The sequence below is a fragment of the Hymenobacter latericoloratus genome (assembly GCF_014199535.1).
GTDB lineage: Bacteria > Bacteroidota > Bacteroidia > Cytophagales > Hymenobacteraceae > Hymenobacter > Hymenobacter latericoloratus.
This window is the reverse complement of the sequence record NZ_JACHNV010000001.1, coordinates 811,140-836,444: the sequence shown is the minus strand read 5'-3', so window position 1 is coordinate 836,444 and position 25,305 is coordinate 811,140. Positions and strand designations below refer to the sequence as shown.

At 61.7% G+C, this 25,305-nt stretch carries 24 protein-coding genes; 12 read left to right on the top strand and 12 right to left on the bottom strand.

The features are described from left to right. Positions 1–40 precede the first annotated feature (40 nt). Positions 41–1,405 (top strand): HTTM domain-containing protein, encoded by a 1,365-nt coding sequence (locus tag GGU46_RS03745; protein ID WP_183402200.1) that lies wholly within the window; start codon positions 41–43, stop codon positions 1,403–1,405. A 13-nt stretch (positions 1,406–1,418) separates the two neighbouring features. On the opposite strand, the gene aroC is transcribed toward GGU46_RS03745, so the two are convergent. Together aroC and GGU46_RS03735 are read right to left on the bottom strand one after the other, a co-directional pair. Then, a complete protein-coding gene (gene aroC, locus GGU46_RS03740; protein ID WP_183402199.1) occupies positions 1,419–2,495 on the bottom strand; it encodes a chorismate synthase in 1,077 nt (358 codons plus the stop codon). A 100-nt stretch (positions 2,496–2,595) separates the two neighbouring features. Beyond that, a complete protein-coding gene (locus GGU46_RS03735) occupies positions 2,596–4,068 on the bottom strand; it encodes a BatD family protein (RefSeq protein WP_183402198.1) in 1,473 nt (490 codons plus the stop codon). Positions 4,069–4,346: 278 nt separating this feature from the next. Here GGU46_RS03735 and GGU46_RS03730 point away from each other — a divergent pair, with 278 nt between their 5' ends. The 5 genes from GGU46_RS03730 to GGU46_RS03710 all read left to right on the top strand — a co-directional run bounded on the left by GGU46_RS03730 (position 4,347) and on the right by GGU46_RS03710 (position 8,249). Next, the gene (locus GGU46_RS03730) at positions 4,347–5,069 is read left to right on the top strand and encodes a ferritin-like domain-containing protein (protein ID WP_183402197.1); all 723 of its coding nucleotides are present in this window, start codon (positions 4,347–4,349) and stop codon (positions 5,067–5,069) included. Between the two features lie 34 nt (positions 5,070–5,103). Beyond that, positions 5,104–5,958 carry a ferritin-like domain-containing protein gene (locus GGU46_RS03725; protein WP_183402196.1) on the top strand — a complete coding sequence of 285 codons (855 nt, stop codon included), beginning with the start codon at positions 5,104–5,106 and terminating at the stop codon, positions 5,956–5,958. Between the two features lie 185 nt (positions 5,959–6,143). Beyond that, positions 6,144–6,875 carry a ferritin-like domain-containing protein gene (locus GGU46_RS03720; RefSeq protein WP_183402195.1) on the top strand — a complete coding sequence of 244 codons (732 nt, stop codon included), beginning with the start codon at positions 6,144–6,146 and terminating at the stop codon, positions 6,873–6,875. A 19-nt stretch (positions 6,876–6,894) separates the two neighbouring features. After that, positions 6,895–7,785, top strand: coding sequence for a ferritin-like domain-containing protein (locus GGU46_RS03715; RefSeq protein ID WP_183402194.1), 891 nt, complete (start codon positions 6,895–6,897; stop codon positions 7,783–7,785). A gap of 269 nt (positions 7,786–8,054) precedes the next feature. Continuing rightward, entirely contained in the window at positions 8,055–8,249 is a 195-nt protein-coding gene (locus tag GGU46_RS03710; RefSeq protein WP_110976885.1) for a hypothetical protein, read from the top strand. 92 nt (positions 8,250–8,341) lie between these two features. On the opposite strand, the gene queG is transcribed toward GGU46_RS03710, so the two are convergent. The 3 genes from queG to ruvB form a co-directional block, all read right to left on the bottom strand. Next, the gene (gene queG, locus GGU46_RS03705) at positions 8,342–9,325 is read right to left on the bottom strand and encodes a tRNA epoxyqueuosine(34) reductase QueG (protein ID WP_183402193.1); all 984 of its coding nucleotides are present in this window, start codon (positions 9,323–9,325) and stop codon (positions 8,342–8,344) included. Between the two features lie 33 nt (positions 9,326–9,358). After that, positions 9,359–10,051 carry a hypothetical protein gene (locus GGU46_RS03700; RefSeq protein WP_183402192.1) on the bottom strand — a complete coding sequence of 231 codons (693 nt, stop codon included), beginning with the start codon at positions 10,049–10,051 and terminating at the stop codon, positions 9,359–9,361. An 88-nt stretch (positions 10,052–10,139) separates the two neighbouring features. Then, a complete protein-coding gene (gene ruvB / locus GGU46_RS03695; RefSeq protein WP_183402191.1) occupies positions 10,140–11,189 on the bottom strand; it encodes a Holliday junction branch migration DNA helicase RuvB in 1,050 nt (349 codons plus the stop codon). Positions 11,190–11,380: 191 nt separating this feature from the next. Here ruvB and GGU46_RS03690 point away from each other — a divergent pair, with 191 nt between their 5' ends. Next, positions 11,381–12,340 carry a hypothetical protein gene (locus tag GGU46_RS03690; RefSeq protein WP_183402189.1) on the top strand — a complete coding sequence of 320 codons (960 nt, stop codon included), beginning with the start codon at positions 11,381–11,383 and terminating at the stop codon, positions 12,338–12,340. 185 nt (positions 12,341–12,525) lie between these two features. Here the strand turns inward: GGU46_RS03690 and GGU46_RS03685 are convergent, their stop codons facing one another. Next, a complete protein-coding gene (locus GGU46_RS03685) occupies positions 12,526–12,867 on the bottom strand; it encodes an HIRAN domain-containing protein (RefSeq protein WP_183402188.1) in 342 nt (113 codons plus the stop codon). Positions 12,868–13,268: 401 nt separating this feature from the next. Here GGU46_RS03685 and GGU46_RS03680 point away from each other — a divergent pair, with 401 nt between their 5' ends. Both GGU46_RS03680 and GGU46_RS03675 read left to right on the top strand, forming a co-directional pair. Beyond that, positions 13,269–13,646, top strand: a complete 378-nt coding sequence (locus GGU46_RS03680; protein ID WP_183402187.1) for a hypothetical protein — start codon at positions 13,269–13,271, stop codon at positions 13,644–13,646. A gap of 232 nt (positions 13,647–13,878) precedes the next feature. Continuing rightward, a complete protein-coding gene (locus tag GGU46_RS03675; RefSeq protein ID WP_183402186.1) occupies positions 13,879–14,565 on the top strand; it encodes a DUF3575 domain-containing protein in 687 nt (228 codons plus the stop codon). 91 nt (positions 14,566–14,656) lie between these two features. Here GGU46_RS03675 and GGU46_RS03670 read toward each other — a convergent pair whose 3' ends face one another. Both GGU46_RS03670 and GGU46_RS03665 read right to left on the bottom strand, forming a co-directional pair. Then, positions 14,657–15,889 (bottom strand): acyl-CoA dehydrogenase family protein, encoded by a 1,233-nt coding sequence (locus tag GGU46_RS03670; protein WP_246398646.1) that lies wholly within the window; start codon positions 15,887–15,889, stop codon positions 14,657–14,659. 325 nt (positions 15,890–16,214) lie between these two features. After that, complete coding sequence (locus GGU46_RS03665; RefSeq protein ID WP_317171846.1) at positions 16,215–18,629, bottom strand: TonB-dependent receptor; 2,415 nt, start codon at positions 18,627–18,629, stop codon at positions 16,215–16,217. A gap of 457 nt (positions 18,630–19,086) precedes the next feature. Between GGU46_RS03665 and GGU46_RS03660 the strand changes: the two genes are divergently transcribed. Further along, positions 19,087–19,317, top strand: a complete 231-nt coding sequence (locus GGU46_RS03660) for a hypothetical protein (protein WP_183402184.1) — start codon at positions 19,087–19,089, stop codon at positions 19,315–19,317. A 241-nt stretch (positions 19,318–19,558) separates the two neighbouring features. Here the strand turns inward: GGU46_RS03660 and GGU46_RS03655 are convergent, their stop codons facing one another. From GGU46_RS03655 to pnuC, 4 genes are all read right to left on the bottom strand, one after another. Beyond that, a complete protein-coding gene (locus tag GGU46_RS03655; RefSeq protein WP_183402182.1) occupies positions 19,559–19,975 on the bottom strand; it encodes a GNAT family N-acetyltransferase in 417 nt (138 codons plus the stop codon). A gap of 7 nt (positions 19,976–19,982) precedes the next feature. Further along, complete coding sequence (locus tag GGU46_RS03650; RefSeq protein WP_183402181.1) at positions 19,983–20,858, bottom strand: aldose 1-epimerase family protein; 876 nt, start codon at positions 20,856–20,858, stop codon at positions 19,983–19,985. 71 nt (positions 20,859–20,929) lie between these two features. Further along, a complete protein-coding gene (locus GGU46_RS03645) occupies positions 20,930–21,508 on the bottom strand; it encodes an AAA family ATPase (RefSeq protein WP_183402180.1) in 579 nt (192 codons plus the stop codon). A 3-nt stretch (positions 21,509–21,511) separates the two neighbouring features. Further along, positions 21,512–22,144 carry a nicotinamide riboside transporter PnuC gene (gene pnuC, locus GGU46_RS03640; protein ID WP_183402179.1) on the bottom strand — a complete coding sequence of 211 codons (633 nt, stop codon included), beginning with the start codon at positions 22,142–22,144 and terminating at the stop codon, positions 21,512–21,514. 128 nt (positions 22,145–22,272) lie between these two features. On the opposite strand from pnuC, the gene GGU46_RS03635 reads away from it, so the two are divergent. Both GGU46_RS03635 and hrpB read left to right on the top strand, forming a co-directional pair. After that, positions 22,273–22,596 carry a rhodanese-like domain-containing protein gene (locus GGU46_RS03635; protein WP_183402178.1) on the top strand — a complete coding sequence of 108 codons (324 nt, stop codon included), beginning with the start codon at positions 22,273–22,275 and terminating at the stop codon, positions 22,594–22,596. Positions 22,597–22,711: 115 nt separating this feature from the next. Continuing rightward, complete coding sequence (gene hrpB, locus GGU46_RS03630; protein WP_183402177.1) at positions 22,712–25,240, top strand: ATP-dependent helicase HrpB; 2,529 nt, start codon at positions 22,712–22,714, stop codon at positions 25,238–25,240. The last annotated feature ends 65 nt before the right edge of the window (positions 25,241–25,305 follow it).

Genomic DNA, 25,305 nt, shown 5'->3' with positions numbered 1-25,305 from the left:
GGCCAACCGGTGGGGGCCGGGGCTGCGTATGGCTATGGATATGGCAACACGCTTTACCCACGCGCTATTTCGTCCGGTTGATATTGCCTGGCTGGTGTACTTCCGGCTGGGAGCCGGCGTTTTGCTGGCTCTGGAGCACGCCGGCGGACTGGTTATCGGGCGGGTACTCAACTACACCCAGCCGCAGTTTCACTTTCGCTACCTGGGGTGGGAGTGGCTGCCAGCCCTACCTCCGGCGGGCATTTACGCCGTGTACGCTATGGTGGCCGGGGCGGGGGTAGCCGTAGCGGCGGGCTGGCACTATCGCCTCATGGCGGCGCTGCTGAGTTTGGGCTACACAGCGCTGCTGCTGCTGGAGGAAACCGAGTACATCAACCACTTCTACCTCTACGCCCTGGTAGCGACCGTGCTGGTGCTGCTGCCCGCCCACCGCGCCGCCTCGGCCGACGTGCGGGCCGGCCGGGTGGCCCCGGCCGCCACCGTTCCCGCCTGGGCGCGCCTGCTTCTGCTGTTTCAGATTGGCCTCGTGTACCTGTTCGCGGCCCTGGCCAAACTAAACCCCGACTGGTTGGCGGCCCGCCCTCTTACGGTGTGGCTGGCGGCCAAAACCCACTACCCCTTGGTTGGGCCCGCCTTGGCTTCTTCGGCGGCGGCCTGGTTTATGAGTTATGCTGGTCTGGCCTTTGATGCGCTGGTGGTGCCTTTTTTGCTGATGCGGCGCACCCGGCCCTGGGCCTTCGGGGTGGCGGCGCTGTTCCACCTCAGCAACGTGGTGGTGTTCGGGCTGGGCACATTTCCCTGGTTTTCTCTGCTGATTACCAGCCTGTTTTTCGCCCCCGATTTCCCGCGCCACCTGCCAGGATTCGTGGGTCGTTGGTTTCGGCAGCGCATTCCGGAACCCAAAGCAGCCACTACCCTACCCCCTGCCAGCCCGCCAACCCTGCGGCAGCAGTGGCTGGTGCTGGCTGGCCTAGCGTTATACGTGCTGGTGCAGGTGCTGGTGCCGCTGCGCTACCTGCTGTACCCCGGCTCTACCCACTGGACGGAGCAGGGCCACCGCTTCAGCTGGCACCTGATGCTGCGCACCAAATCCGGCTCGGCGGTTTTCCGGGTACGCCTGCCCGAGGGCCGCGAGGAAACCGTATGGCCCGGCGCCTACCTCACCCGCAACCAAGCCAACAAGCTCACCTACAGCCCCGACCTGCTGCTGCAGTTTGCCCACCTGCTGGCCCAGGACTACCAGCGGCGCGGCCTGCACCCCGTGGCAGTGTACTGCGATTCGTGGGTGAGTCTGAACGGACATCCGGCGCGGCCGCTGGTCAGCCCCCGCCTCAACCTGCTACCCCTGCGGCGCGGCCTGGCTCCCTACCCCTGGATTGAGCCCGAACCGCCGCAGAATAAGTAGTAAGGCACTGTTCTTACACCCGGTTGGCGCGGGCGCGCAACAGCATATCGGCCAGCACGAGGCTGGTCATGGCATCCACGATGGGCACGGCGCGGGGCAGCACGCAGGGGTCGTGGCGGCCGCGGCCAGCCAGGGTTATTTCCTCGCCCTGGTCGTTGATGGTAGCCTGATTTTGCAGAATAGTAGCCACCGGCTTGAACGCCACGCGAAAGTAGATATCCTGCCCATTGCTGATGCCGCCCTGAATGCCGCCGCTGTGGTTGGTGCGGGTGCGCACCTGACCGGCTTCATCGGTATAAAACGGGTCGTTGTGCTCAGAGCCGAAGAGCAGGACGCCCGCGAAGCCCGAGCCGTACTCGAACCCTTTCACGGCGTTAATGCTGAGCATGGCCCGGCCCAGCTCGCTGTGCAGCTTATCGAACACCGGCTCGCCGAGGCCCGCAGGTACGCCGCGCACTACCCCCGTTACCAGGCCGCCTACCGTATCGTGTCGGTCGCGGGTCTGGCGGATCAGGTCGGCCATGCGCCCGGCCGTTTCAGGATGGGGGCAGCGCACGGGGTTGCTGTCAATCAGCCCCAGGTCCAGCTGCTCATAGCCCACCGGTACGGCCACCGCCCCCACCTGCGACACGTAGCTCTGCACCTGAATGCCGTGCTGGTCCAGCAGTTTCTGGGCTACGGCCCCAGCGGCTACGCGCGCGGCCGTTTCGCGGGCCGAGCTGCGCCCGCCGCCCCGGTAGTCGCGCCGGCCGTACTTCTGGTCGTAGGTATAGTCGGCGTGCGAGGGGCGGTAGGCGTGCTCGATGTGAGAGTAGTCGTGGCTGTGCTGGTCCTGGTTGCGGATGAGCAGGCTGATGGGCGTGCCCGTGGTGAAACCCTCAAAAATGCCCGACTGAATTTCTACCCGGTCGGCTTCTTTGCGGGGGGTAGTCAGGTCGCTTTGGCCCGGCCGCCGACGGTCCAGGGCCGCCTGAATTTCGGCCTCCGTAATGGGCAAACCGGCCGGGCACCCGTCCAGTACCACGCCTACCCCCGGCCCGTGTGATTCCCCGAAAGTGGTGATGCGAAACAGGGTGCCGAAGGTGTTCATGCGGTGAGGTGATGAGGTGGTGAGGTGGTGAGCTTGAACTTCAAGCTGTACCAAGGGCGCAAATACAGCAGGAAACTCGCCATTTCACAATTTCAGAACCTCACCTTTTGGCCCGCCACCAGCCTACCCCGGCCAGCAGAAGCAGCCCCAGCACCACCAGGTTGGCATAGCGCCGCACGTTCTGGTAGGTGTCGCGGGGGTGCGGTACGGCTTCGGCTTCGGCCAGTGCAACCCGGTAAAAAGGGTCATCGAGCCGCCCGCGGAAGGCCGAAGCTGCCTGTGCCGCCCCCCGAAGTAGCGGCCGTAGCTCGGCCCGCAGCGTATCGTAGTGAGCGGTAGTCGGGTTGAATACAACCAGCTGAAACAGGGTATCCAAAGCCAGCGGCCCCGGCCGCCGGGCCACCAATCGGAACCGGAAACTTTTGCGCCCTCCTACCCGCCCGCCTTCGCGCGTGAGCTGCTGCTGCACTTCAGGGCCGTACACTTCCACGGCCGCAGAGGGGGTAGGCGCTTCCAGGTTCAGGGCCGCCAGGTTGCCCTCGCCTTCCAGGATAAACGAGTAAGCAAAAGCCTGCCCGGTTCGGAAAGCCGTGCGGTCAACAGCTTCTTTTACCTGATAATTGCCTACAGGCACCTGGTCGCGGAGGGGGTGCGGGGGTAGGGCCACTACCGGCACGGTGCGCGCCGCTGAGTAGTAAATCTTATAGCCTTCCAGACGGTTGTCGAGGCCGGCGGCTGGCTTTTTAGCTACCCGGTACTTCACCATTTGCAGTCCTACCGACGGAAAAGCCAGGGGCTGGGTGTTCAGCGGGTACAGCTCGGCCTCCCACAGCCGGTAGCGCAGAAAGGGTTTGCCCCCTACCGTCACGTTTTCGGGCAGCACTTCCTGCTCATCAAAGCTTTCTTCCCACACGGTGCGCTGGCGCAGCTGCCGGATAATGCCGGGCAGCTGGCCGGCAAAGTTGTGGAAGTTCAGCACGGCTTGGTCCTGGGGGGCCAGGTAGAAGTACAGCCCTACGTGCAACCCTTCGCCCACATACACCCGGGCCTTATCGGGCACCACGGCCAGAAAGGCCTGGTCCTGAGGCTCTACGTACTCCTGGGGCTTGGGCTTGCCAAACAGCTGATCGAGCAGGCCAATGCCTTGCAATGGGCCGCTGCCACTAGCGGCGGGCGGCGTGGGGGTAGTCTGCTGGGGCCCCACGCGCAGGCTGGCGCCCTCCGAGCGAAGCGTCAGGCCATTGACCGTCATGCTGAAAGGTTTCACCGTGAAGGCTCCCTCCGCAAAAGCCGCGTAGCGCTGGGTAATGGTCAGTTCCGTGGAGCTTTGCCCATTAACCGTGCGCGTGGTGGTCGTGCTCGACTTGCCGCTTTTCTTGAAGCCCTCCAGCTCCGGAAACGCCGAGTACCGCTCCAGCGGGGCGCCCCGCAGCCGGAAGCTGATAGTATAGTACTCATTGATGGGAAAAGCCGGCTTACCGAGCACGATGTCGGCGGTGGGGGCCGGCTGCTGCGCCCGCAGCACCCCGCTACTCAGCCACAGCACCCCCAGAAAAATAAACAGCAAGCGCATAAGCAGGTAACAACTGGCCAACTAATCAAAGCTAGGCAAAACCACTCTTTCTACTGAAAATGACAGGGCGAAAACGCGTTTCCAGGGCGTAGCTCAACAATAGCGTACGGTTGAGCTTACAAGATTATGGCGTTGGCAAATCCATAGCTCTGGTTAGCCCGTACCTGCTGACAACTCCACCCCACCTACCCGCCTAATTCTCTGATAAACAGAAAAAACCCACCCACCGGCGGGGCGGATTTGTATTGCCTTCACTTTTCATCCAACCCATTCTCACCATGTCCAACATCACGCAACCAGGCGGCGACGAAGCGGAATTCGCCAAACCGCTGTACACGCCCATCAAGCGGCGCTCCTTCTTTATGTATGCCGGCGCTACGGCGGGTGCTACCGCCCTGCTGCTCACCGGCTGCGACGACGACGATGACAACGTGACCACGAATAATGGCACGGTCAGCCTGGGCTCCGGCGACGTGGGCGTGCTGAACTACGCCTACGCCCTGGAGCAGCTGGAAGCCGCGTTCTACGCCCAGGTAATTGCTACGCCCTACTCCGGTATCACGACCGACGAACGGGCCGCGCTGACGGCTATTTCCAAGCACGAGGCCATTCACCGCGACTTTTTTAAGGCTGCCCTGACGGCAGCGGCTCCGGGCCAGATTATTCCGGGCCTGAACCCCGACTTCAGCAAGGTAAACTTCACCGACCGCAACTCGGTGCTGACGACGGCCCGCACGTTTGAGGACCTGGGGGTAGCGGCCTATAATGGCGCTGGCTCCCTAATCAAAACCAACGACTATCTGCTGATTGCCGGCAAAATTGTATCGGTGGAGGCTCGCCACGCCGCTTATATCCGCGACCTGCTGACCCCCGGCAGCTTCTCGGGCAGTGATGTGGTAAACGCCCAAGGCCTCGACCAGGCCCTGACAGTAGCGCAGGTGCTGACTGCCGCGCAGCCGTTTATCAAGGAAACCCTCAACGGCGACAACGTCGGTAAGTAATTCATCTTCTCTCACCTCCGATTTTCCTGTAGTTATGAACCTGTTCAAGATAATTTCCGAGCTGGAGAAGGTTGATCCTGAAATCATGGACCGCCTCACCCACCGCCGTAGCGCCCTGACCGCCCTCGGCGACCTGAGCAAGAAGATGGCTCTGGCCGCGGCTCCTATTGCTATCGGCTCGGCCTTCAACAAGGCCATGGGACAAAATACCCTGACCACCGTTGCGGGCGTGCTCAATTATGCCCTGCTGCTGGAGCGCCTGGAGTATAGCTTCTACGACCAAGCCCTGAAGGCAGCTACTCTCACCGTACCGCTGACTGGGGCAGCCCGCACGGCCATCGAAACCATCCGGGGCCACGAGCTGGCGCACGTAACGCTGCTGACCTCGGCCCTTGGTACGGCCGCTGACCCACAGCCGGCCAACGGTTTCAATTTCGGCAACGCTTTTGCTACCTACGCCAACTTCCTGACCTTCGCGCAGGCGTTCGAGGACATTGGCGTTCGGGCTTACAAAGGCCAGGCCGTAACCATTAAAACGGCCGGCAACCCCAACAACGTCCTGCAGACGGCTCTGCAGATTCACTCGGTGGAGGCCCGCCACGCGGCCCACATCCGCTACATGCGCCGCGGCGCTACGGCTGGTAACCAAACCGCCATCATGCCTTGGATTATGAATGCTGATGCCAACGGCGCCCCGGCTCCGGTGTACGGCGCCGGCAACCCGGTGGCTACCTTCCCGGCCGAAAGCAACGTGGCTCAGGGTGGCATCACCAACCTGACCACGGCCCTGGGTGCTACCTACGATGCCGCCGACGTAAGTGCGGCCTTCGACGAGGGCCTCGATAGCACTACCGTTACCAACATTGCCAAATCGGTGGTGACGTTCTAGCGCCCCCGGTTTTTTTGAGAAGGACGGCCTGAAAAGGTCGTCCTTTTTTTATGCGCCCCTGGGGTACGCAACCTTTCCGGTCTGGCAGTACTCTTAGCTGTGGTGCATCCGGCTGAATCGGAGTACCTTTGCCACTCGGGAAGTGGCGGCCTGCGTTGGGCCGCTCCCCGCCGGGTTTCTACCACATGTCTGACTCCGCATCCTCCTTTCCGGGGCGCCCGTTGCGCCGCCGCTCTTTCCTCCGGGTAGCGGGGGCTACCGTCGCTTCTTCGGCCTTGCTGCTGGCAGGCTGCAACGACGACGACGACGTTACCCCCGTCACTACAAGCAACACCCTGGTTCTTACCGCCAATACAGTAGGCTTGCTCAACTACCTGTATCTGCTGGAGCAGCTGCAGGCAGCCTTTTTCCAGAAGGTGGTGGATGCTTTTCCCGACGACTTTACGGCCGACGACCGGGCCGCCTTCACTGACCTGCGCGACCATGAGGTGATTCACCGCGAAACGCTGAAGTACACCCTGGACACCAACGCCTATGATGTCAATCTGGGCACCAACGCGCTGGCTTTCAAGTTTGATTCTTTCAACCTCAGCAGCCGGAGCGGAGCCTATGCCGCCGCCCGGACGCTCAAAGACCTCAGCGTGGCCGCCTATAATGGCATCAGCCGCATGCTGCTGACTGACGCCGCCGAGCGGGTGACCTTTCAGGCCCACCTGAAGCTGCTGGTGAAAATGGCCTCCGTGGAGTCGCGCCACGCGGCCTTCGTGCGCGAGCAGCTGCAGTCCAACTCGTTTGCCGCCCCTGATGTGGTAGATACCAATGGCCTCGACGGCGCCAAAACGCCTGCCGAGGTGGCACCGCTTATTGCGGCCTACCTGCCCATCACGCTCAACGTTGCTGCCCTGCCCTTCATTTAGTCGCGCCTTTTATCTTCTTATGGACTTCCTGAATATTCTGGCCCGACTCGCCGACCTTTCTGCTGACACCGAAGCCGGGGCCGCGCCGCGCCGCACGGCCCTGGCCCGCCTGGGTCAGGCCGGAGCTACCTTGCTGCCGGCCGCCGTAGCAGTTCTGCCCCGCCCGGCTGCCGCCGGCGTACAAGACAACAGCACCGTGCTCGACGTGCTACGGCTGGCCCTGACCCTGGAGTACCTGGAAAGCGAGTTTTACGCCCAGGCTCTGGCCCTGCCTAACGCGGCCGCTTTCTTCGGCTCCGCCGCTAACCGGAACGCCATCCAGACCATTGCCGTGCACGAGAGCCAGCACGTAGCCCTGCTACAGCGGCTGCTCACGGAGGCCGGCGCTACCGTTCCGTCCAAGCCCAGCTTCGATTTCACGGGCAGTAAAAACGGCACTCAAACCGCCTTGTTCCCGGATATATTCACCAACTTCGACACCTTTCTGAAGGTAGCTCAACTCCTGGAGGATGTTGGCATTCGGGCGTACAAGGGGCAGGTAGAGTTTCTGCAGCTGGACAGCCTCTTGCTAGGAACCCTGCTGCGGCTACATTCCACCGAGGGCCGCCATGCCGCCCACATTCGCACGATGCGCCGACAGCGCGGAGCAGCAGTAAAAAGCTGGGTAAACCCCACCGACGCGGCCATTACCACTACCGGCTCGGTACCCGGCCAAGCCTACGCCGGCGAATCGAATACGGCTCAGTACACGCCGGCGCCCCGCCTGATTCCTTTCGATACCACGCTGCCCATCAACGTAGGGACTCCCGCGCTGAGCAAAGAAGCCCTGCTAGCCAAAGTAGCCGAGGCATTTGATGAGCCGATCAACGCCGCCACGGCCACCGAACTTGCTCAACTATTTATCTACTAGTAACCCGGTGGACACACGCAGTACATCTGCTCTGTTGACCTTTGTAGAAAGAGGAACATGTATATGTTCCTCTTTTTTATTCCGTCCGGGAACCGTTTCCAACCTCCCGGCGTCTGACGCTTGCACTGAGAGGCTATTTTTTTGTATCTTTCAACAAAAAGCAGCGAAAGGATATGCTGTACCAAAGCTTTTTTCAACTGCTTTCGTACACTGGCCCGACCCACCCGAATAACCGCTCTTTTAACCACCCTGTGAAACCCAATTCACCCATGCTTGAGTACGCTAAAACCATTCTGCTCAAAGTGAGCTTCGACAAGATTCTCTTCGAGAAGGAGCTACGCAAAGCCCTGCGCACCCTGGTGCCGGCAGAGCTTTCCGAGTTGAAAGCTTGGTGCTACCAGCAGTTCTCCAACCTGTACCGCCGCATCCTGAACCGCGTGTTCACGCAGCCGGTGGTTGCCTAACTGACCCTTTCTTTCCACACACCGGAGCCGTAAGCCACCCGCTGCAAAGTGGGCCTGCTTACGGCTCCGGTGTGTTCAGGGGGTAGCGTTTGCTACATGCGCGGCGCCTCCGTATCCGGGGCCGGGGAAGCAGGGGTTACTGGCTCCTCGCCCAGTACAAACCGAATATTGCGCTGCAGCCCCGCGTAGCCCGTACGCTTTACCGCCGACTGCCGGAACAGCTCCGAAAACAGCTCGTGGGTGATTTCCTGCCAGTCGCCGGGCGTAAGGTCCTTCAGGGCGGGGTGGGCGTTGAACTGGGGCTCCTGGTGAGGTTTCGAAAAGCGGTTCCAGGGACACACGTCCTGACAGATGTCGCAGCCGAAAACCCAGTTGCCGAACTTACCTTCCACTTCCCGCGGTATCTGGTCTTTCAGCTCAATGGTGAAGTAGCTGATGCACTTGCTGCCGTCCACCACGTAGGGCTCCGTAATGGCCTGGGTCGGGCAGGCATCCACGCACTTCGTGCAGGTGCCGCAGTAGTCCTTAATGGGGCCATCGTAGTCCAGCTCCACATCCACAATCAGCTCGGCGATAAAGAAGAAGGAGCCGGTGCCGGGCCGGATCAGGTTGGTGTTTTTTCCTACCCACCCCAGGCCGCTCTTCTTGGCCCAGGCCTTGTCCATTACGGGGGCCGAGTCCACGAAGCAGCGCCCGCCTACCTCCCCTATTTCCGCCTGCATATCCTGCAGCAAGGTTTTGAGCTTGTCCTTGATGACGAAGTGGTAGTCGCGGCCGTAGGCGTACTTGCTGACTTTGAGCGTGTCGTCGGGCTGTTGGGCTTCCTCGGGAGGGTAGTAATTCAGCAGCAGCGAAATGACGGACTTGGCCCCATCTACCAGCAGGCGCGGGTCAAGGCGCTTATCGAAGTGGTTGGCCATGTAGGCCATTTTGCCATTCATCTGACGGTTCAGCCAGTTCTCCAGCCGCGGCGCTTCTTCCTCCAAAAACTCTGCCTTGCTGATGCCGCAGTACATAAAGCCCAACTCCGCCGCCCGGCGTTTGATGAAAGCAGTATAGTGGGCGGTGGGGAGCATGTTAGATAAGACAAAAGACCTGCAAAAGTAGAGTTAAAAATCTCGCTCACCGAATTCGAAATCATTTGTTACTTCTTCGCTTACGATGGATAAGCAACATTTCTTACCATCTTTAGCAAAACCAAACGAATGATTATCCAGCCATTTACATTGTTTAGCTAGTTTGTAAGTACTATCCCACCAATACCAGTTCTTCTTTTCTAGGATGACTTTATCTACTCTGCTTTCACCTGTGATAAGCACACGCAAAGCAGCTTGCGTTTCCGTTTTTTCCAAAACTACGCAAGCAGTATGTTTTCTTCCCGGTGATTGTTTACTTGAATATTTTCTTCTAAACTGAAAATCAGATTGAATAATATAGTCATATGCATCTTGAAAATACTTCTTCTCCCAATTGTAAACATCAGCCAGATCTATGATGGATGTATGTAGTAAATCAAGAATGTATCTACTCTTTTGCGCTTCAGTTAAGTTTAAATATGTATTAGCATCAATAGTAATTTCACTTGTACATATCGAGCCAAAATAATGCGAATTTCGACAATTAGTTCTTTCTACAAAACGAATGCAAATTCTACCGGTTTTAGGCGGCTTATATCCACCCATCCTATCATGATAGAAATCAGCAATGAAGTTCGCCTTAGTTCTGAATTCCCAATACATCGGTGCATCTACAATAATTTCACCTTCGTGATATATAGTTATATCTTTTAACGGAAATCCCACTTCTGCTGATTTTTTAAATTATCACCCCTAAAAAACAACGGAGAGAAGCAATACATGCTTCTCTCCGCCTCAACAAATCATATGAGTTTTAGCTGAACAGTTCCCCCGGCGTGCCGGTATTTCCTCGCAGGTGCTGGGGCATCTGGCGGCCCAGGTGCTGGTAGGCGAGTTCGGTGGCTTCGCGGCCGCGGGAGGTGCGCTTGATGAAGCCTTCCTGGATCAAGAAGGGCTCGTACACTTCCTCAATGGTTTCAGCTTCGTCGCCGCAGGCCGTGGCAATGGTGCCGAGGCCCACAGGGCCGCCCTTGAACTTGTCGATGATGGTGCTCAGGATGCGGATGTCCATTTCGTCGAGGCCGTTCTGGTCCACGTCGAGGGCGTTGAGGGCAAACTGGGCAATTTCGCGGGTAATGGTGCCGGTACCTTTAATTTGGGCAAAGTCGCGGGTGCGGCGCAGCAGATTGTTGGCAATACGCGGGGTACCGCGCGAGCGGCGGGCAATTTCGAAGGCTGCGTCCTCATAAATAGGCGTGCCCAGGATTTCAGCCGAGCGCTGCACAATGCTGGTCAGCAGGGCAGAATCATAATATTCCAGACGGGAGCTGATACCGAAGCGGGCCCGCAGCGGCGAGGTCAGCATGCCCGAGCGGGTAGTAGCCCCAATGAGGGTAAACGGCGACAGGGAAATCTGCACGGAGCGCGCATTCGGACCCGAATCGAGCATGATGTCGATGCGGTAGTCCTCCATGGCTGAGTACAGGTACTCTTCCACCACCGGGTTCAGGCGGTGAATCTCGTCGATGAAGAGTACGTCGTTCGGCTCCAGGTTGGTGAGCAGGCCTGCCAGGTCAGAAGGCTTGTCGAGCACCGGGCCGGAGGTCATTTTGATACCCGATTCCAGCTCGTTGGCGATGATGTGCGAGAGGGTCGTTTTGCCCAGGCCGGGAGGCCCGTGCAGCAGAACGTGGTCGAGGGCTTCGCCGCGGTGCTTGGCAGCGGCTACGAATACCTTCAGGTTTTCGACTACCTTGCCCTGGCCGGTGAAGTCATCGAAGGAAAGGGGCCGCAGAGCCTTGTCGATGTCTTTTTCGGTGGCGTCCATGTGGTCTTTACCACCAGTCATATACGGTTCGCGCATAAGCGTAGAAAGTAATTCAGCGTGTCGAAAGGTAACAGTTCGGGGGCGGGGTTGGTGCCTTTTTTAGCAAAAAATATTACCAATTATCTATCTAACTAACATCGTTAGCAAAAGCTCTTTTCCTTATTGCTCAACCGCAGGCTAGGTTGTGCTTCTCTCCTAACTTGCGGCCTCATCCCCCTTTGCTTCCCATGTCTGATGCTGCCTGGCTTGATGCCCTTCCTACCGACTTCTACGATCAGCTGGCTCACTGCCTGAGCCTGCACGGCATGGCGGCGGCCGAGCTGCTGAGTCAGCCTGAATCGCACCGTCTGGCTACCCTCACGGCACTGGATAGCCGCAAAGTACAGGAGCTGAACGGTATTCAGAACCACGAGCAGCTGCTGACCAGCCTGCGTACCGAGCCCCTGGCCCTGTACCACCTGCTGCTGTTGGGCCGCCTGACCCTGGAAACTTCCCTGGCCGCACCGGTGCTGGCCTACGTGCAGCAACAGATGCGGGTAGAGCAGCAGCAGCTCGACTACCTAAAAACGTATTGCCTGGAGCTGAGCGGGGCCTTCCTGAACACCTTGGAGGAACATTTGCCGGCTCCGGTGGGGGTAGCCTCGCTGAGCCTGCACCGCCTGCACATTGAGGAAGCGTTTGCTAAACTACTGGCGGCCCACCCCACGGCGGCCCCGCCCGCAGCCAACCTGCGTTTGGCGGAGCCGCAGCTGCAAATGCTGCGCCTGGCCCTGCTACTGGTGCATAGCCTGCCCGCCACCGCCGACCACCCCTTTCTGCAGGCTGTGGGCAAGCTCCCCCATCTGCAGCCCGAAGCGCTGGAGCCGCTGATTGAGCACTTGGGGCGCGTGCGGGCCCAGGAGCAGCTCACCCTCACTATGCCCGAACTGGTGCAGCTTTACCAGGGTATGCAGGTTTGCGGAATGATTTTCGTGTCGGATGTGATGAGCCGGCTGGGGCTGGAAGACGCCTTCCCTACCCTATCGGAGGCCGAAAATGCAGCCACGGAAGCCGCGCCGGTAAGCAACCGCCAGGCCGTGGGCGAAATGGTCAGCGGCTTCACGCACTGGGTGCAGCACACCTTCCCCGAGTCCGAAGAAATCCAGCAAGCCCGCCAGGAAATCCTGGCCCTGGCAGACACATTGTGATGGGGTGCATGGTGATGAGGTGAATAGTGACAGGTGATAGAACGTAATGCAGAGGCGCAGCCGAGGAATCTCGCGTGCCGACGTTGTGGTGCTATTCAGGCGTCAGCACGCGAGATGCTTCGGCTGCGCCTCTGCATGACGGCTCGTCTTGTCACCTGTCACTTGTCACCATTTACCTCTTGACCTCATCCCTTCTTCTCCTCCAACAGCACCTCAATTTCCAGGTGGAGCCAGTCGTCTTCCCAGGCCTTGTGGGTTAGGCGGCCGCTGAGGGGGTAGCCGGCATCGAGCAGGCGCGCCACGGTTTCGTTACGACCTTCGGGCAGGTAGCCCAGCCAGAAGCCTTCGGGGCCCGCGGTGTACACGCGTACGGCCCAGTCGTCGTAGGAGCTGTCGGATTCGCGCTGAAGCGTGAGTTTTTGGTTGGGTTGCAGGCGGGGCTCATACTCGGCCAGGCCCTCGCGGTGGGTGGTGCCAGCTACCAGGCACTCAAGCAATACCAAGGGGGATGTAGCAGCAGTGGGCATAGCGAGTAGTTAAGGAAGTGAGGATGCAAAATAAGGAAGCTGCCGCCAGCTTCCAGTAACTCGTCTCTGCAGCCCTTACCAGATTTTCGGGCTTCCCCTGCTGTGCTGGGCTGCCCTCATCCCAGATAGCGGTGAGGTACACTGTCCGTTTTCGGGGGGGTAGTCTGTGTGGCGCATAGCCCATCATCAGGGCCGCGAGCGGCAGGTGCTAGCCCGGCCCTAGTGATGGGCTACCCCTCTTGGTGCCCCGCATCCCTGGCCCTGTCCAAATTGTAGAGGAGGGCACCAATTACCTTTGACGAGTTACCACCGGGTGTTTCCTACAGTTCAGCTACGCAACAGCTTGTATTCTTCAGGTCATCCGCCATATTGCGGTAGTATTTCACTTTATCTTTTTCAGCATGAAATTACGAGTACTCGTACTGGCCCTGTTGCTGGGCGTAGTTAGCTTTGGCCGCCTCACGCCAGCTGCCACCGCCGCCGATGGCAGCGGTTACATGATGATTATCAGCCGCGTATCTATGGGCTTCGATGCTCAGGCCAGCATTGTAACCGTGCAGCCCGATGGCAAGCAGGAAGTAAAAGAGGTGGACTTTAGCCGCTTTTCAGCCAAACAAATGGCTAGCAACATGACTGAAGTGCACAAAGCCGCACTGGCCGTCGTTAACAAATACGAGTCGCAGGGCTGGCGCATCATCAGCATCGTCCCGAGCGATGTGGCGGCGGGCCAGGGCGCCACGGTATTCAGCCAGACGATTTATTACCTGGAAAAGAAGTAGAGCCCCCGCCGGCTACCGGCCAAACGCCCCCTAAAGCCCCGCTGAATCGGATATCAGCGGGGCTTTTGCTTGCTGAGGACCCACCCGGTATGCATAAGGCGGCTGCCGAAAATACCGCTCCGTACGCACAGCAGCGGACACCTTGGACGTGAAAGCAGCGGAAATTTCCGGCGGCAGCTTGCAACCCCGGCTCCGGAATTTTCCTCTCCCGACTAAGCAATCCGCTCGTTTTATGGCTATTACCGCTATCCTCGCGCTTACTTTCCTCTCCTCGGGGGCCGGGCCCCGCTTTCCAACCGATACGCTCCGGCGCTGGGCGCCGCGCCTGGCGCCTCTGTCGCTGGCCGATCCGCGCCGGCCTACCCTGCAGCTCGGCGTAGAGTACTTTCTGGCCCCGCAGCTGAGCCTGGGAGCCGATGTGGGTACGCGGGTTGTCGTGCCGGAAAGCTTCCGGCGCCCGGGCCAGCAGGTGCGCCACCAAACCTACCGGGCGGAGGTGCGGTACTACTTTCCCCTCACGGGCCGTTCCCAGCAGTTTGTGGCGGCAGAAGGGTTTTACGTGCCCTACGCCTACACCAGCCGCGACGGCCTGCTACTGCGGGACGGCACGTTCTACACCTACGACCAGGCCCGGGTGAGGCGCCGCACCTGGGGCACGGGCCTGAAATACGGCTGGTACTACCCCTTCGGGCCGCGCCAGCGCTGGTGGTTTGAAACGGCCCTGGGCCTGGGGCTGCGGCGGGTGCCCGCGCGCTACTCCCGCATTCGCAACCAACAGCTCGCCGACTCGGCCCGCATCAGCAGCTACCAGAACCAGGAGTGGCGGCTGGGCACCCAACCCGCCGACGGCAGCTACTCCGACCGCCTGCACCTGACGGTTTCGTTCCGGGTAGGCTACCGGTTGTTTCGGCCCCGGTAAGCCACCTGCACTGGCGGCCGCCTAGCCCTTTAGCCACGCAAAAGCCCCGCTGCTACCAAGGTAGCAGCGGGGCTTTTGCTCTTCCGAAGCTCTATTTGAAGGCCTGAATGCCGGTGATATCGGCGCCGGTGATGAGCAGGTGAATGTCGTGGGTGCCCTCGTAGGTTACTACCGATTCCAGGTTCATCATGTGGCGCATGATGGGGTACTCGCCCGTGATGCCCATGCCGCCGTGAATCTGGCGGGCTTCGCGGGCAATATCCAGGGCAATTTCCACGGAGTTGCGCTTGGCCATGCTGATCTGGGCCGAGGTGGCTTTGCCTTCGTTTTTGAGCAGGCCCAGGCGCCACACCATCAGCTGGGCCTTGGTAATTTCGGTAATCATTTCGGCCAGCTTGCGCTGCTGGAGCTGGAAGCCGGCAATGGGCTTGCCGAACTGCTCCCGCTGCAGGGAATACTTCAGGGCCGACTCGTAGCAGTCGATGGCCGCGCCCAGCGCCCCCCAGGCAATGCCGTAGCGGGCCGAGTCGAGGCAGGAGAGCGGACCTTTCAGGCCGTCGATGTTGGGCAGGATGTTGTCCTTGGGCACCTTCACGTTGTCGAACACCAACTCGCCGGTGGTGCTGGCGCGCAGGCTCCACTTGTTGTGGATTTCGGGGGTCGTGAAGCCTTCCATGCCGCGCTCCACAATGACGCCCCGGATGCGGCCGTTGTCGTCCTTGGCCCATACCACGGCTACCTGGCACTCGGGCGAGTTCGAAATCCAGAGCTTGGCCCCGTTGAGCAGGTAGTAGTCGCCCTGGTCTTTGAGGGTGGTGACCATGCCGCCGGGGTTGGAGCCATGGTCGGGCTCGGTCAGGCCGAAGCAGCCCAGCCACTCGCCGGAGGCCAGCTTGGGTAGGTACTTGCGGCGCTGCTCCTCGGAACCGTACTGGTAAATCGGGAACATCACCAGGGAGCCCTGCACCGAGGCCGTAGAGCGCATGCCGGAGTCGCCGCGCTCAATTTCCTGCATAATCAGGCCGTAGCTGATGTAGTCCAGGCCGCCGCCGCCGTACTCGGTGGGGATGGTGGGACCGAAGGCGCCTACCTCGCCAAACTTGCGCACAATCTCGGAGGGGAAGTGCGCCTGCTGGGCCCACCGCTCGATGTTGGGCGAAATCTCCTTTTTCACGAAGTCGCGGATGCTCTGGCGGATGAGCTTGTGCTCCTCGGTCAGCAGGTCGTCGATGTCGTAGTAATCGGTAAAGCCGGCGGCGTTCAGGGAGCCTTTGTTGCGCTGCACCTGGGCCTTGGTGGAAAGAACGTCAGCTTGGGAAGACATAGTGAGCAAGTGGGTGGGTTGACTGACCAAAGATAAGAATTTCACTGCGCCGGATGGGCAATACCCCTACCCCCTGAAAAACGAAAAACCCTGACCAGAAAGGGGGCTGGTCAGGGTTTCGGGGCACCGCGCGGCTGGGGTCGGGAATGCCAAAGACCCACCGACAGCCTGGGCGCCAAAAACGACCGAAAGGCAGATTTTCGGCCGGGAAATGTCAATGCAAGCTCTTCTGCAAAGCGTGTGCCGAAAGTATAAAATTTAGCCTATGTATTAGTATCATTTTCATGAAACAAAATACATGGCAGGCCACTCTGGGCGCGGAGCGCTAAAACTTCACCCCCACCGAAGCCAGGAAGTTGCGGGTGGCCTGCGGGAAATACCAGTTGAAGGTTTGCTGGCGGCCATCGGCGCCGGGGTAGCCGTAGGTATAGCCGTTGGCCTCGTAGCGCCGGTTCAGCACGTTGCTTACCAACAGGCCCAGCTCAATCTCCTTCACAAACTCAGGCCGGATGCTGTAGCGGACCCGGAAATCCAGCACCTGGTAGGGCTTCAGGCGCCGGTCCTCACTGGCGGAGTTGTCGAGGTACTGGCGGCTGACGGTTTTGTAGAGCAGCGCCAGACGCAGGCCCCGCAGCGGCTGCCCCTCCAGCGTATGACCCGATACCACCGACGGCGAGTAGGAAATGGTGGTCGTGCGGCCTTCGGCGGCCGTGACGGGGTTGTAGTCGGCATCATAGGTCACCTCCCGGAAATCGAGGATGCGGTTGCGGCTGAGCGTGAGCGTGCTGCTCAGGCTCAGCTTATCACTGGCCGAGGCGGCGGCCGTCAGCTCCAGGCCGGTGCGGTAGCTGCGCGGGGCATTGGTGCGCAGGGCCGTGCCCACATCGTTGAGCTGGCCGGTAGCCACCAGCTGGTTGCGGTACTTCATGTAGAAGTAGTTGGCCTCGAAGCGCAGGGCCGTAACCGGGCCCAGCGCCGAGGTAGTGGGCAGCGTCAGGCGGTAGCCGCCCTCAAAATCCTGCAGGTGCTCGGCCCGGGCACTTTGGTCGCCGGCCGGCCGGTCGGTGAAGTCGGAACGGACGGGCTCGCGCTGGCCCACGGCGTAGCTGGCGTAGAGCTGCTGCCCTTCGCCCAGAGCCAGCGTAGCGCCGGCTTTGGGGTTGAAGAAGGTGTAGCGGGCGCGGGTGGTTACGTCGTTCTGGTCGTCCTCCACGCCATCAATGCGGTACGTGATGTGGCGCACCTGCATATCGGCGTACACGCCCAGCCGGGGCAGCACCTGCCAGGTAGCGCGGGCGTAGGCGTTGTAGTCGGTTTTGCGGGCGTCGTTGAAGTAGTAGCGCTGCCGGGTGTTGCCGCTGGAGGCATACTGCGCCCAGATAACCTCGCCGTAGTGGTCGTTGCGGAACTGGTTCCAGGCGCCGCCCAGGGTGGCCTGCAGCTTGCCTTCGCGGGGCTGGTAGTTCAGGGCGAACGTGCCGCCGTAGAAGTAGTTATCCAGCCACTTGCGGTCCACCAGGTTGCTGCGCTTGATGGTGGTGTCGCCGAGTACCAGGTTCGGCAGCCCGTACTCCACCAGCTTGCGGCCCGTGCGGTAGCTTTCGTAGTAGCCAAAGCCGCGCGTCAGGTGCAGGGCCGCGCCCAGGTTCCAGCCTTCGCCCAGGCCCTGGGAGAGGTGGAGCTGGTAGTGATTCTGCTGGTAGTTGTCGGTCTGGTTGTCGTAGGTGTAGTAACTGTAGCGGCGGCCCTCGCGCAGGGCGCGCTCCGCATCGGCCGGGCTCAGCTCGCCGTTATCAATGTACTGCTGCAGCAGGGCCCGGTCGCCGGTAAGGGCGGGCTCGGGCACGCCGTTCCACGACTGGTAGGTTTTCTCGCGGCCCGAAAAGGTGATGAACTTCAGCAGCGTATTCTTGCCCTGGTAGCCGGCCGCCAAGTAGTACGATTTCAGGTCGGAGGCGCCGCGCTTCACGTAGCCATCGGAGCTGATGCGCGAGAGGCGGCCATCGACGGTGAAGCGCCCGCCCAGCAGCCCGGTGCCAAACTGTACGTTGTTGCGCCAGGTGTTAAAAGAGCCGAAGGTGTTCTGCGTTTCGGCGTAGGCCTCAGGCCGCGCCTCCAGGGTTGAGATGTTGAGGCTGGCCCCGAAGGCGGCCCCGCCATTCTGGCTGGTGCCTACCCCCCGCTGCACCTGCAGGCTGCTGATGGACGACGCCAGATCGGGCAGGTTCACCAGAAACGAGCCGTGCGACTCGGCATCGTTGAGGGGCACCCCGTTGATGGTCATGTTGATGCCCGTGTTGCTGGTGCCCCGGATACGGATATCGGTGTAGCCTACCCCGGCCCCGGCATCGGAGGTTACCACCACCGAGGGCGTCTGGTCGAGCAGGTAGGGTAGGTCCTGGCCGAAGTTGCGCTTGGCTAAATCTTCGCGGCTCAGGTTAGTGTAGGCCGTGGCGGTGCGGTTGTTGGCGCGGGAGGCCGTTACCAGGGCTTCGGCGGTGAGCACGCCCCCGGCCTGCAGGCGGGCGCTCAGGCGCTGTTCGGTGGGCTGGCCCTGCAGGCGCTGCACCAGCGGCTCGTAGCCCAGGAAGGTAACGCGCAGCTCGTGTAAGCCCGCTGGCACGGCTGGCAGGGTAAAGGCGCCGGCCACGTCGGTGGCACCGCTGGGGGTGCCGTCGAGCAGCACGGTGGCCCCGGGCAGAGGCGCACCCGTGCGGGCATCGGTAATGATTCCGGACACGGGGCCTTGCGCCCATGCCGTACCGGATAGCGCTAGCAGCGCCGCTCCGGTAGTCAGGAAATTTTTCAAAAGTGAAAAATGGAAAAAATGGAACGGACCCGGTGCCAGGGGTCGGCACCTCAGGTTTTTCGTTCGCGGATCGTTTGTTCCCTTCGCCGGCATTACCCGGGCAGGTTCAATGGGTATGATCTCAGCCTCGCGCAAGCGGCGGGGCACCCCTAAACTTCTGGGTCAAAGGTAAGCGGGAAGTTTAAGTTTTGCACTGCCCTGGCGCAAACCCGGAATAAATCAGGCCCCATCATTCCTTTATCTCTTGACAATCAAGTAAATTAGAAACCAGCCTGCGAAGTATTCAGAAAAAAGAGCTTTGGGAAAACAACCCGCCCCGCCGCTCCGTTTCTGTTGGAAAGACTGTCACTTCCTGAGTGTACGCCGTTGAACCTCAGCTCTCTCCGCCATGACCATCACCAGCCTACTTTATCTGCTCGTGGTACTTGTGTTCACCGGGCTTGTACTGGTACTGCCCCGCCGCCGCTTCCGGCAGCCCCCTACCCCCGACAGCGATGACGACGGCGGCGAGCCCCTCGACGACGGCCTGCCCGACTTTGACCTGCCGCCCGGCATCTCGCGCCCCATCAACGACTGGGAGCCCGACTACAACCGCCCACGGGTACCAGTTGAAATGTGAACCATAGGAGGTAAGCGGCCGGAAATTGACTTTGGATGCCAGTAAGCCCCGCAGGGGCAGCATAGTAGCAGAGAACTGAACGGTAGTATAGACAAAAGCCCCAGCCGGGCGACACTTGTCGTTCAACGATTAGGTGTCGCCCGGCTGGGGCGTTAAACAAGCAGGAGGGGTAGGACTGCTACCGATACTGGCCCTACGGGGCTTATCGGCACCTAAAATCAACGTTCTGCTTCCTACCCACTTACAGATCCTTGGCCATGCGCACGTAGGGAATGGTGCCGCGGTAGAAGCGGTTGCCCTCGGGCTCCAGACCGAAGGCCCGGTAGAAATTTTCGTTCACGGCGCGGGCGTCGCACCAGATGCGCTGGGCGCCCTCGGCGCGGGCCGTTTCCAGCACCTGGCGCAGCAGCTGGGACCCGATGCCCTGGCCCTGGCAGTCTGGGCGGGTGGCAAACTTGCGGAACCGGGCCACGTTGCCATCAATGAACAAGGAAATAACGGAAACCAGCTTGCCGTTGCGGAAAGCCCCGAAGTGGTGGCCCTGCTCGTCCTGGTTTAGTTTCACGTAGTCAATTGACTCCTGGGGCCACAGCACTTCGTGGCGGAGCGGGTAGGTATCGGCCGCCTTGATGGGGCGGATGGTAATCTCAGAGGTCATGAAAAGGTTACTCAACGGTGATGCTATAGGAAGTGACGAACTGCTGACCGGGGTTCAGGCTCAGAATGCCTTCTTTATCGGCCAGCTCCGGGGAGCCGGTGGTGGAGCTGGCAATACCCTGCCAGGGCTCAATGCATACAAACGGGGCGCCGGGGCCTTTGGTCCAGAGGCCGAGGTAGGGAAACCCATCGAAGCGCACGCGCACGGAGCGGCCCGAGCGGCGGCTGCGCAGGGTTACGTGGGTAAAATCGAAATGCTTCAACACCAGCGCATCCTGGGCAAAAAGCTCGTAGCTCAGGGGTAGTACTTCCTGGTTGTGCAGCAGGGGCTCGGTCTGGCCCGTCAGCAAACCGCCCTCCAGCAGGTAGCGCTCCGCCGTGGTAGGCTGATCGAAAACAAACTCGTAGTCGGCAAAGGTTTCGCCTTCCTGCAGGGGGCAGCGGAAGGCCGGGTGCGCCCCAATGCTGAACAGTAGCTCGTTGGTGCCGGGGTTTTCTACTTCCCAGCCAATGGTGAGGGTAGGCCCCGCCAAACGGTACGTGATGCGCAGCAGAAACTCGAACGGAAACCGGGTCCGGCTTTCCTCGGTGGCGCGCAGCTCGAAAGCAATGGCTGTGCCCGAGTGGCTGTGCAGCGCAAACTCCTGGTCGCGAGCGAAGCCGTGCTGGCTGAGGCTATAGGTTTGGCCTTCGTGTTGGTACTGATCCTGGGGTAGGCGCCCGACGATGGGGAAGAGCACCGGCGCGTGGCGGTTCCAGAAGGCCGGGTCGGCGGGCCAGATATACTCCAGGTCGTTCAGGTCTTTGCGGACGAAGCTGCTGAGCTCGGCGCCGTGGGAGTTAATGCCCACGCGGCACTGCTCGTTTTCGAGGTAGTAAGTCATTCAACTATCAATTGCGGAGTACCAGAGAAAGCACGAGGTAGCCAAACGAAATTCGTCCCGAAAAGATCAGGCTATACTGCGGGCCCACCCCGGGGCGCGGCAAGCGGCCGGGCTGCGGCCGGGTTGCGGCCCAGCAGGGCATCTATGTGAAAACAGGCCGCGTCCAGGCGCTGCGCCGGGCTGCCGCTGATTTCGGCAAAGTTCGCAAACTGGTCGCGGAGTTCCCGCTGGTACAGCTCATAGAAATACTGGCGGTGGTTGGGGTGCTCGCGCAGGGGGTCAGGCTCCCAGGGCAAATCTACGTTCAGCAGCAAGACCAAATCGTAGCGCTGCACCTCCATCTGGCGCCTGATCCACTCGGGGCAGTGCCCGAACGCATGCTCCGCCCATATTTTGATAACCAACAGGTCGGTATCAAAAAACACCAGCGGCTTACCTATCCGCGAAGCCGCGGCGGCCGCGGCGTACTCCGCATCTAGCTGGCCGCGGGCTATTTCCTCCAGATCAGCCAGCGTATAGTTCGGGCCGCGCTCTTCCAGGTACTGGCGGGCGTATTCGGGGGCCCAGGCGGTGTGGTAGTGCTCGGCCAGGGCGCGGCTCAGGGTAGTCTTGCCCGTCGATTCGGGGCCGGTCAGAGCAACTCGCAGCATAGATCAGGCCGGTTGAAACGCGGAAGAAGGGGCTTGCTGACGCTGCAGGGTCCGCCGCCACTCCAGAAAGCCGTACAGGGCCAGGCCCAGGTACAGGGCGTACAGCGCGCTGGTGGGGTAGAGCTGCTTGTACCACAGAATGGGCACGTACATGACATCCACCACAATCCAGAGCCACCAGTTTTCCAGGCGCTTACGCATGAGCAGGTACTGGGCCGCCAGGCTGATGGCCGTGGTCAGGCTGTCCCAGTGCGGTAGGGCGGCATCGGTGCGGGTTTGGAGGTAGTAGCCAAAGCCCACCGTAAAGGCGGTAATAAACAGCAGGCACGCCACCCACTCCCAGGGCCGCGTCCGCGACACGGGCAGCTCCGCCCGGTTTTGGCCGCCGTGCAGCCACTCGTACCACCCGTATACGCTCAGCAGAATGAAGGCGCCCTGCAGGCCGCAGTCGGAGTAGAGCTTGGCCTGATAGTACACCACCACGAAAAGCGCGCAGCTGAAAATAGCCACCGGGAAGTTCCAGAGCGACTCGCGGGCGGCCAGCCACACGCAGGCAAAGCCCGTCAGGACGGCCACCCACTCCAGCGGCCCCCCCCCGGCAGCGGCGGTCCAGAACTCGTACAAGGATTGCAACACAACAAGACAACTGAAAGACGAAGCTACGGCCGCACGGAGTAGCTCAACCACCACGAAGGTCAAAGCTAACCAGCATTAGGGTAATTTTGCCGGAAAATTGCTGTTCCCCTACCCCTTTTGCGCCCGCCATGCTCCCTGAACTCACCCCCGAAGACCTGCACGCCCGCCTCCAGCGCGGCGAGGATATTCAGCTGATTGACGTGCGCCAGCCCGAGGAATTTGCCTACTGCCGCATCGAGGGTAGCCAGTTGATTCCGCTGGGCGAGCTGGCAAGCCGGGCCGAGGAAATCGACCCCGACCGGCCGACGGTGCTTATCTGCCACCACGGGGTGCGCTCCATGCAGGCCCTGGCCTACCTTCAGCACCGGCACGAGCTCACCAACCTGCTGAACCTGCGCGGCGGCATCCATGCCTGGAGCCTGCGGGTTGACCCTTCGGTGGCGGTTTATTAACGTTCCTACGTCGGTTCCCGCAGAGGGCGCAGTGTTTTCGCGGAGGACGCAGAACAGTTCAGCGCCCTCCGCGAAAACACTGTGCCCTCTGCGGGCTAAACTTGTCTGAACACCTATGCTCCTCCCCGACCTCCCGATAAAAGATTCCCTTCCGGAGCTGCTGGCTACGCTGGAAAACCACAGCGTAGCCGTGCTGCAGGCCCCGCCCGGCGCCGGCAAAACCACCGTAGTGCCCCTGGCCCTGCTGGAGGCGGCGTGGCGCGAGGGGGGTAGGATTCTGGTGCTGGAACCGCGCCGTTTGGCTGCCCGTGCCGCCGCTACCCGTATGGCCCAGCTCTTGGGCGAGCCGGTGGGCCAGACCGTCGGGTACCGCATGCGCCTGGAAAGCAAGGTGTCGGCCCGAACGCGCATTGAGGTAGTAACCGAGGTAATTCTGACCCGCCAGCTTCAGGACGATCCGGCCCTGGAAGGCGTAGCGGCGGTGCTGTTCGATGAGTTTCATGAGCGGAGCCTGCAGGCCGACCTGGGCCTGGCCCTGGCCCTGGACGCGCAAAACGTGCTACGGCCCGACCTGCGGATTCTGGTGATGTCGGCGACGCTGGACGCCGACCGACTGGGTAGCTGGCTGGGCGCGCCGGTGGTGCGCAGCCTGGGCCGCATGTTTCCGGTGGAAACGCACTACCTCAGCCCCCAGCGGGCCGCCACCGTGTCGCGCCGCCCCCACGAGAAGCTTCAGGACCTTGCCCCGGCCATCATCCGCGAAGCGCTGCAGCACCACGCCACCGGCGACGTGCTGGTGTTTCTGCCCGGCCTGGCTGACCAGCGCCGGGTAGCGGATAAGCTGGCTTCTTTGCCCAATCACATCGACATTCATGTGCTTCACGGCGAGCTGCCCGCCGAGCAGCAGGACGCTGCTTTGCGCCCCGCGCCGGCTGGCCGGCGCAAGGTGGTACTGGCTACCAGCATTGCCGAAACCAGCTTAACCATTGAGGGCGTCACGATTGTGGTGGATGGCGGCTACGCCCGGGTGCCCCGCTTCGAGCCCCGCACCGGCCTGACGACCCTGGGTACCGAGCCCGTAAGCCAGGCCGCCGCCGACCAGCGCCGGGGCCGCGCCGGCCGCCTGGGTCCCGGCACCTGCTACCGCCTCTGGACCGAAACTGAATACCAAGAGCTACCCTACCACCTCGCCCCCGAAATCCTGACCGCCGACCTTAGCCCCCTAGCTTTGGAGCTGGCCCTCTGGGGTGCCCGCGACGCCTCGGCCCTGCGGTGGCTGGATGCGCCGCCCGCCCCGGCCCTGGCCCAGGCCCGCGACTTGCTGGTGCGCCTCCAGGCCCTCAGTCCCGACGGCCTACCCACCGCGCACGGCCGGGCCCTGGCCGGCCTGGGGCTGGCCCCGCGCCTGGCGCACCTGGTGGTGCGAGGGCAGGAAACCGGCCACGGGGCTACCGCCTGCGCCCTGGCCGCCCTGCTCACGGAGCGCGACATTCTGCGCCCCGCCGATGGCTCGTTTGGCCCGCCCGATCTGCGCCTACGGCTTGAAGCGCTGGCGACGGGCCGCGCGCCCCTGCCGGGGCTGGTGCCCGATGTGGCCGCCGTGCGGCGCGTGCGGGAAGCGGCGGCCGTGCTGCGCAACCGGGCCGGCGCCAAAGGTGAAATTGAGCCCGATGTGGCCGGGCTGCTGGCCGCCTTCGCCTACCCCGACCGCCTGGCCCAACGCGAAACGCCCGAGCGGGTGCGGCTGGTCAGCGGGCAGCGGGCCACCCTGCCGGGTGAGTTTTTCAGCCAGCAGGACGTGTTTTTTGCGGTGGCGGCCCTGGACGGGGTAGCCACTCAGCCCCGCGCCAGTCTGGCCGCGCCCCTGAGCAAAGCCGAGCTGGAGCAGTATTTCGCGGAGCAGATGGAAACGCGCGACGAGGTGCGCTGGGACGAAGCCGCTGGCCGCGTAACCGCCCGCCGCCTGCGCCGCCTGGGCGCGCTGGTCCTGGCCGACTCCGCCCTGCCCAACCCCGACCCGGAAGTGCTGATGGCCACTCTGCTGGAGGTCGTCCGGGCCGGTGGGGTAGGCCGCCTACCCTGGAGCGAGGCTGCCACCCAGCTGCGGGAGCGGTTGGCCTTTCTGCATCAGCTGCTACCGGAAGCCTGGCCCGATGTGTCGGAGGCGGCGTTGCTGGCTGGTCTGGAGGACTGGCTGGGGCCTTACCTGACGGGCGTGAAATCGTGGGCAGAGCTGGGCCGGGTTGATTTCTCGGAAGCATTGCTTAGTCTGCTGCCCGGTGGCTGGGCTCAGCGCCAGGAGCTGGACCGGCTGGCTCCTTCCCACCTGGAAGTGCCCACCGGCTCCCGCATTCGGCTGGATTACGCCGACCCCGCCGCGCCCATTCTGGCCGTGCGCCTGCAGGAAGTGTTTGGGTTGTTAGATACGCCTACCGTGGGCGGCGGCCGGGTGCCGCTTACCCTGCACCTGCTCTCCCCCGGCTACCGCCCCGCCCAGGTAACCCGGGACCTGCGCAGCTTCTGGACCAGCAGCTACTTCGAGGTGCGCAAGGAGCTGCGCGGCCGCTACCCCAAGCACTACTGGCCCGAAAACCCGCTGGAGGCCCAGGCCATCCGGGGCACAAAAAAGCAAAACGGGCTGTAGCAAATCCGGCTAACTCCGGGGTTCGCCCGCTATTCTTTTACCCTCATCGACAAGGGGTTAAAACA

What these genes read in the sequence shown, in the direction of transcription:
- GGU46_RS03735 (WP_183402198.1), bottom strand. Translation starts at nt 4,068, where the DNA reads ATGCGCTTGCTGTTTATTTTTCTGGGGGTGCTGTGGCTGAGTAGCGGG.
- GGU46_RS03715 (WP_183402194.1), top strand. Translation starts at nt 6,895, where the DNA reads ATGGACTTCCTGAATATTCTGGCCCGACTCGCCGACCTTTCTGCTGAC.
- GGU46_RS03720 (WP_183402195.1), top strand. Translation starts at nt 6,144, where the DNA reads ATGTCTGACTCCGCATCCTCCTTTCCGGGGCGCCCGTTGCGCCGCCGC.
- GGU46_RS03670 (WP_246398646.1), bottom strand. Translation starts at nt 15,889, where the DNA reads ATGTCTTCCCAAGCTGACGTTCTTTCCACCAAGGCCCAGGTGCAGCGC.
- GGU46_RS03725 (WP_183402196.1), top strand. Translation starts at nt 5,104, where the DNA reads ATGAACCTGTTCAAGATAATTTCCGAGCTGGAGAAGGTTGATCCTGAA.
- GGU46_RS03645 (WP_183402180.1), bottom strand. Translation starts at nt 21,508, where the DNA reads ATGCTGCGAGTTGCTCTGACCGGCCCCGAATCGACGGGCAAGACTACC.
- GGU46_RS03675 (WP_183402186.1), top strand. Translation starts at nt 13,879, where the DNA reads ATGGCTATTACCGCTATCCTCGCGCTTACTTTCCTCTCCTCGGGGGCC.
- queG (WP_183402193.1), bottom strand. Translation starts at nt 9,325, where the DNA reads ATGCTCCCCACCGCCCACTATACTGCTTTCATCAAACGCCGGGCGGCG.
- hrpB (WP_183402177.1), top strand. Translation starts at nt 22,712, where the DNA reads ATGCTCCTCCCCGACCTCCCGATAAAAGATTCCCTTCCGGAGCTGCTG.
- GGU46_RS03690 (WP_183402189.1), top strand. Translation starts at nt 11,381, where the DNA reads ATGTCTGATGCTGCCTGGCTTGATGCCCTTCCTACCGACTTCTACGAT.
- GGU46_RS03660 (WP_183402184.1), top strand. Translation starts at nt 19,087, where the DNA reads ATGACCATCACCAGCCTACTTTATCTGCTCGTGGTACTTGTGTTCACC.
- ruvB (WP_183402191.1), bottom strand. Translation starts at nt 11,189, where the DNA reads ATGCGCGAACCGTATATGACTGGTGGTAAAGACCACATGGACGCCACC.
- GGU46_RS03710 (WP_110976885.1), top strand. Translation starts at nt 8,055, where the DNA reads ATGCTTGAGTACGCTAAAACCATTCTGCTCAAAGTGAGCTTCGACAAG.
- GGU46_RS03685 (WP_183402188.1), bottom strand. Translation starts at nt 12,867, where the DNA reads ATGCCCACTGCTGCTACATCCCCCTTGGTATTGCTTGAGTGCCTGGTA.
- GGU46_RS03680 (WP_183402187.1), top strand. Translation starts at nt 13,269, where the DNA reads ATGAAATTACGAGTACTCGTACTGGCCCTGTTGCTGGGCGTAGTTAGC.
- GGU46_RS03655 (WP_183402182.1), bottom strand. Translation starts at nt 19,975, where the DNA reads ATGACCTCTGAGATTACCATCCGCCCCATCAAGGCGGCCGATACCTAC.
- GGU46_RS03730 (WP_183402197.1), top strand. Translation starts at nt 4,347, where the DNA reads ATGTCCAACATCACGCAACCAGGCGGCGACGAAGCGGAATTCGCCAAA.
- aroC (WP_183402199.1), bottom strand. Translation starts at nt 2,495, where the DNA reads ATGAACACCTTCGGCACCCTGTTTCGCATCACCACTTTCGGGGAATCA.
- GGU46_RS03635 (WP_183402178.1), top strand. Translation starts at nt 22,273, where the DNA reads ATGCTCCCTGAACTCACCCCCGAAGACCTGCACGCCCGCCTCCAGCGC.
- GGU46_RS03745 (WP_183402200.1), top strand. Translation starts at nt 41, where the DNA reads ATGGCAACACGCTTTACCCACGCGCTATTTCGTCCGGTTGATATTGCC.
- GGU46_RS03650 (WP_183402181.1), bottom strand. Translation starts at nt 20,858, where the DNA reads ATGACTTACTACCTCGAAAACGAGCAGTGCCGCGTGGGCATTAACTCC.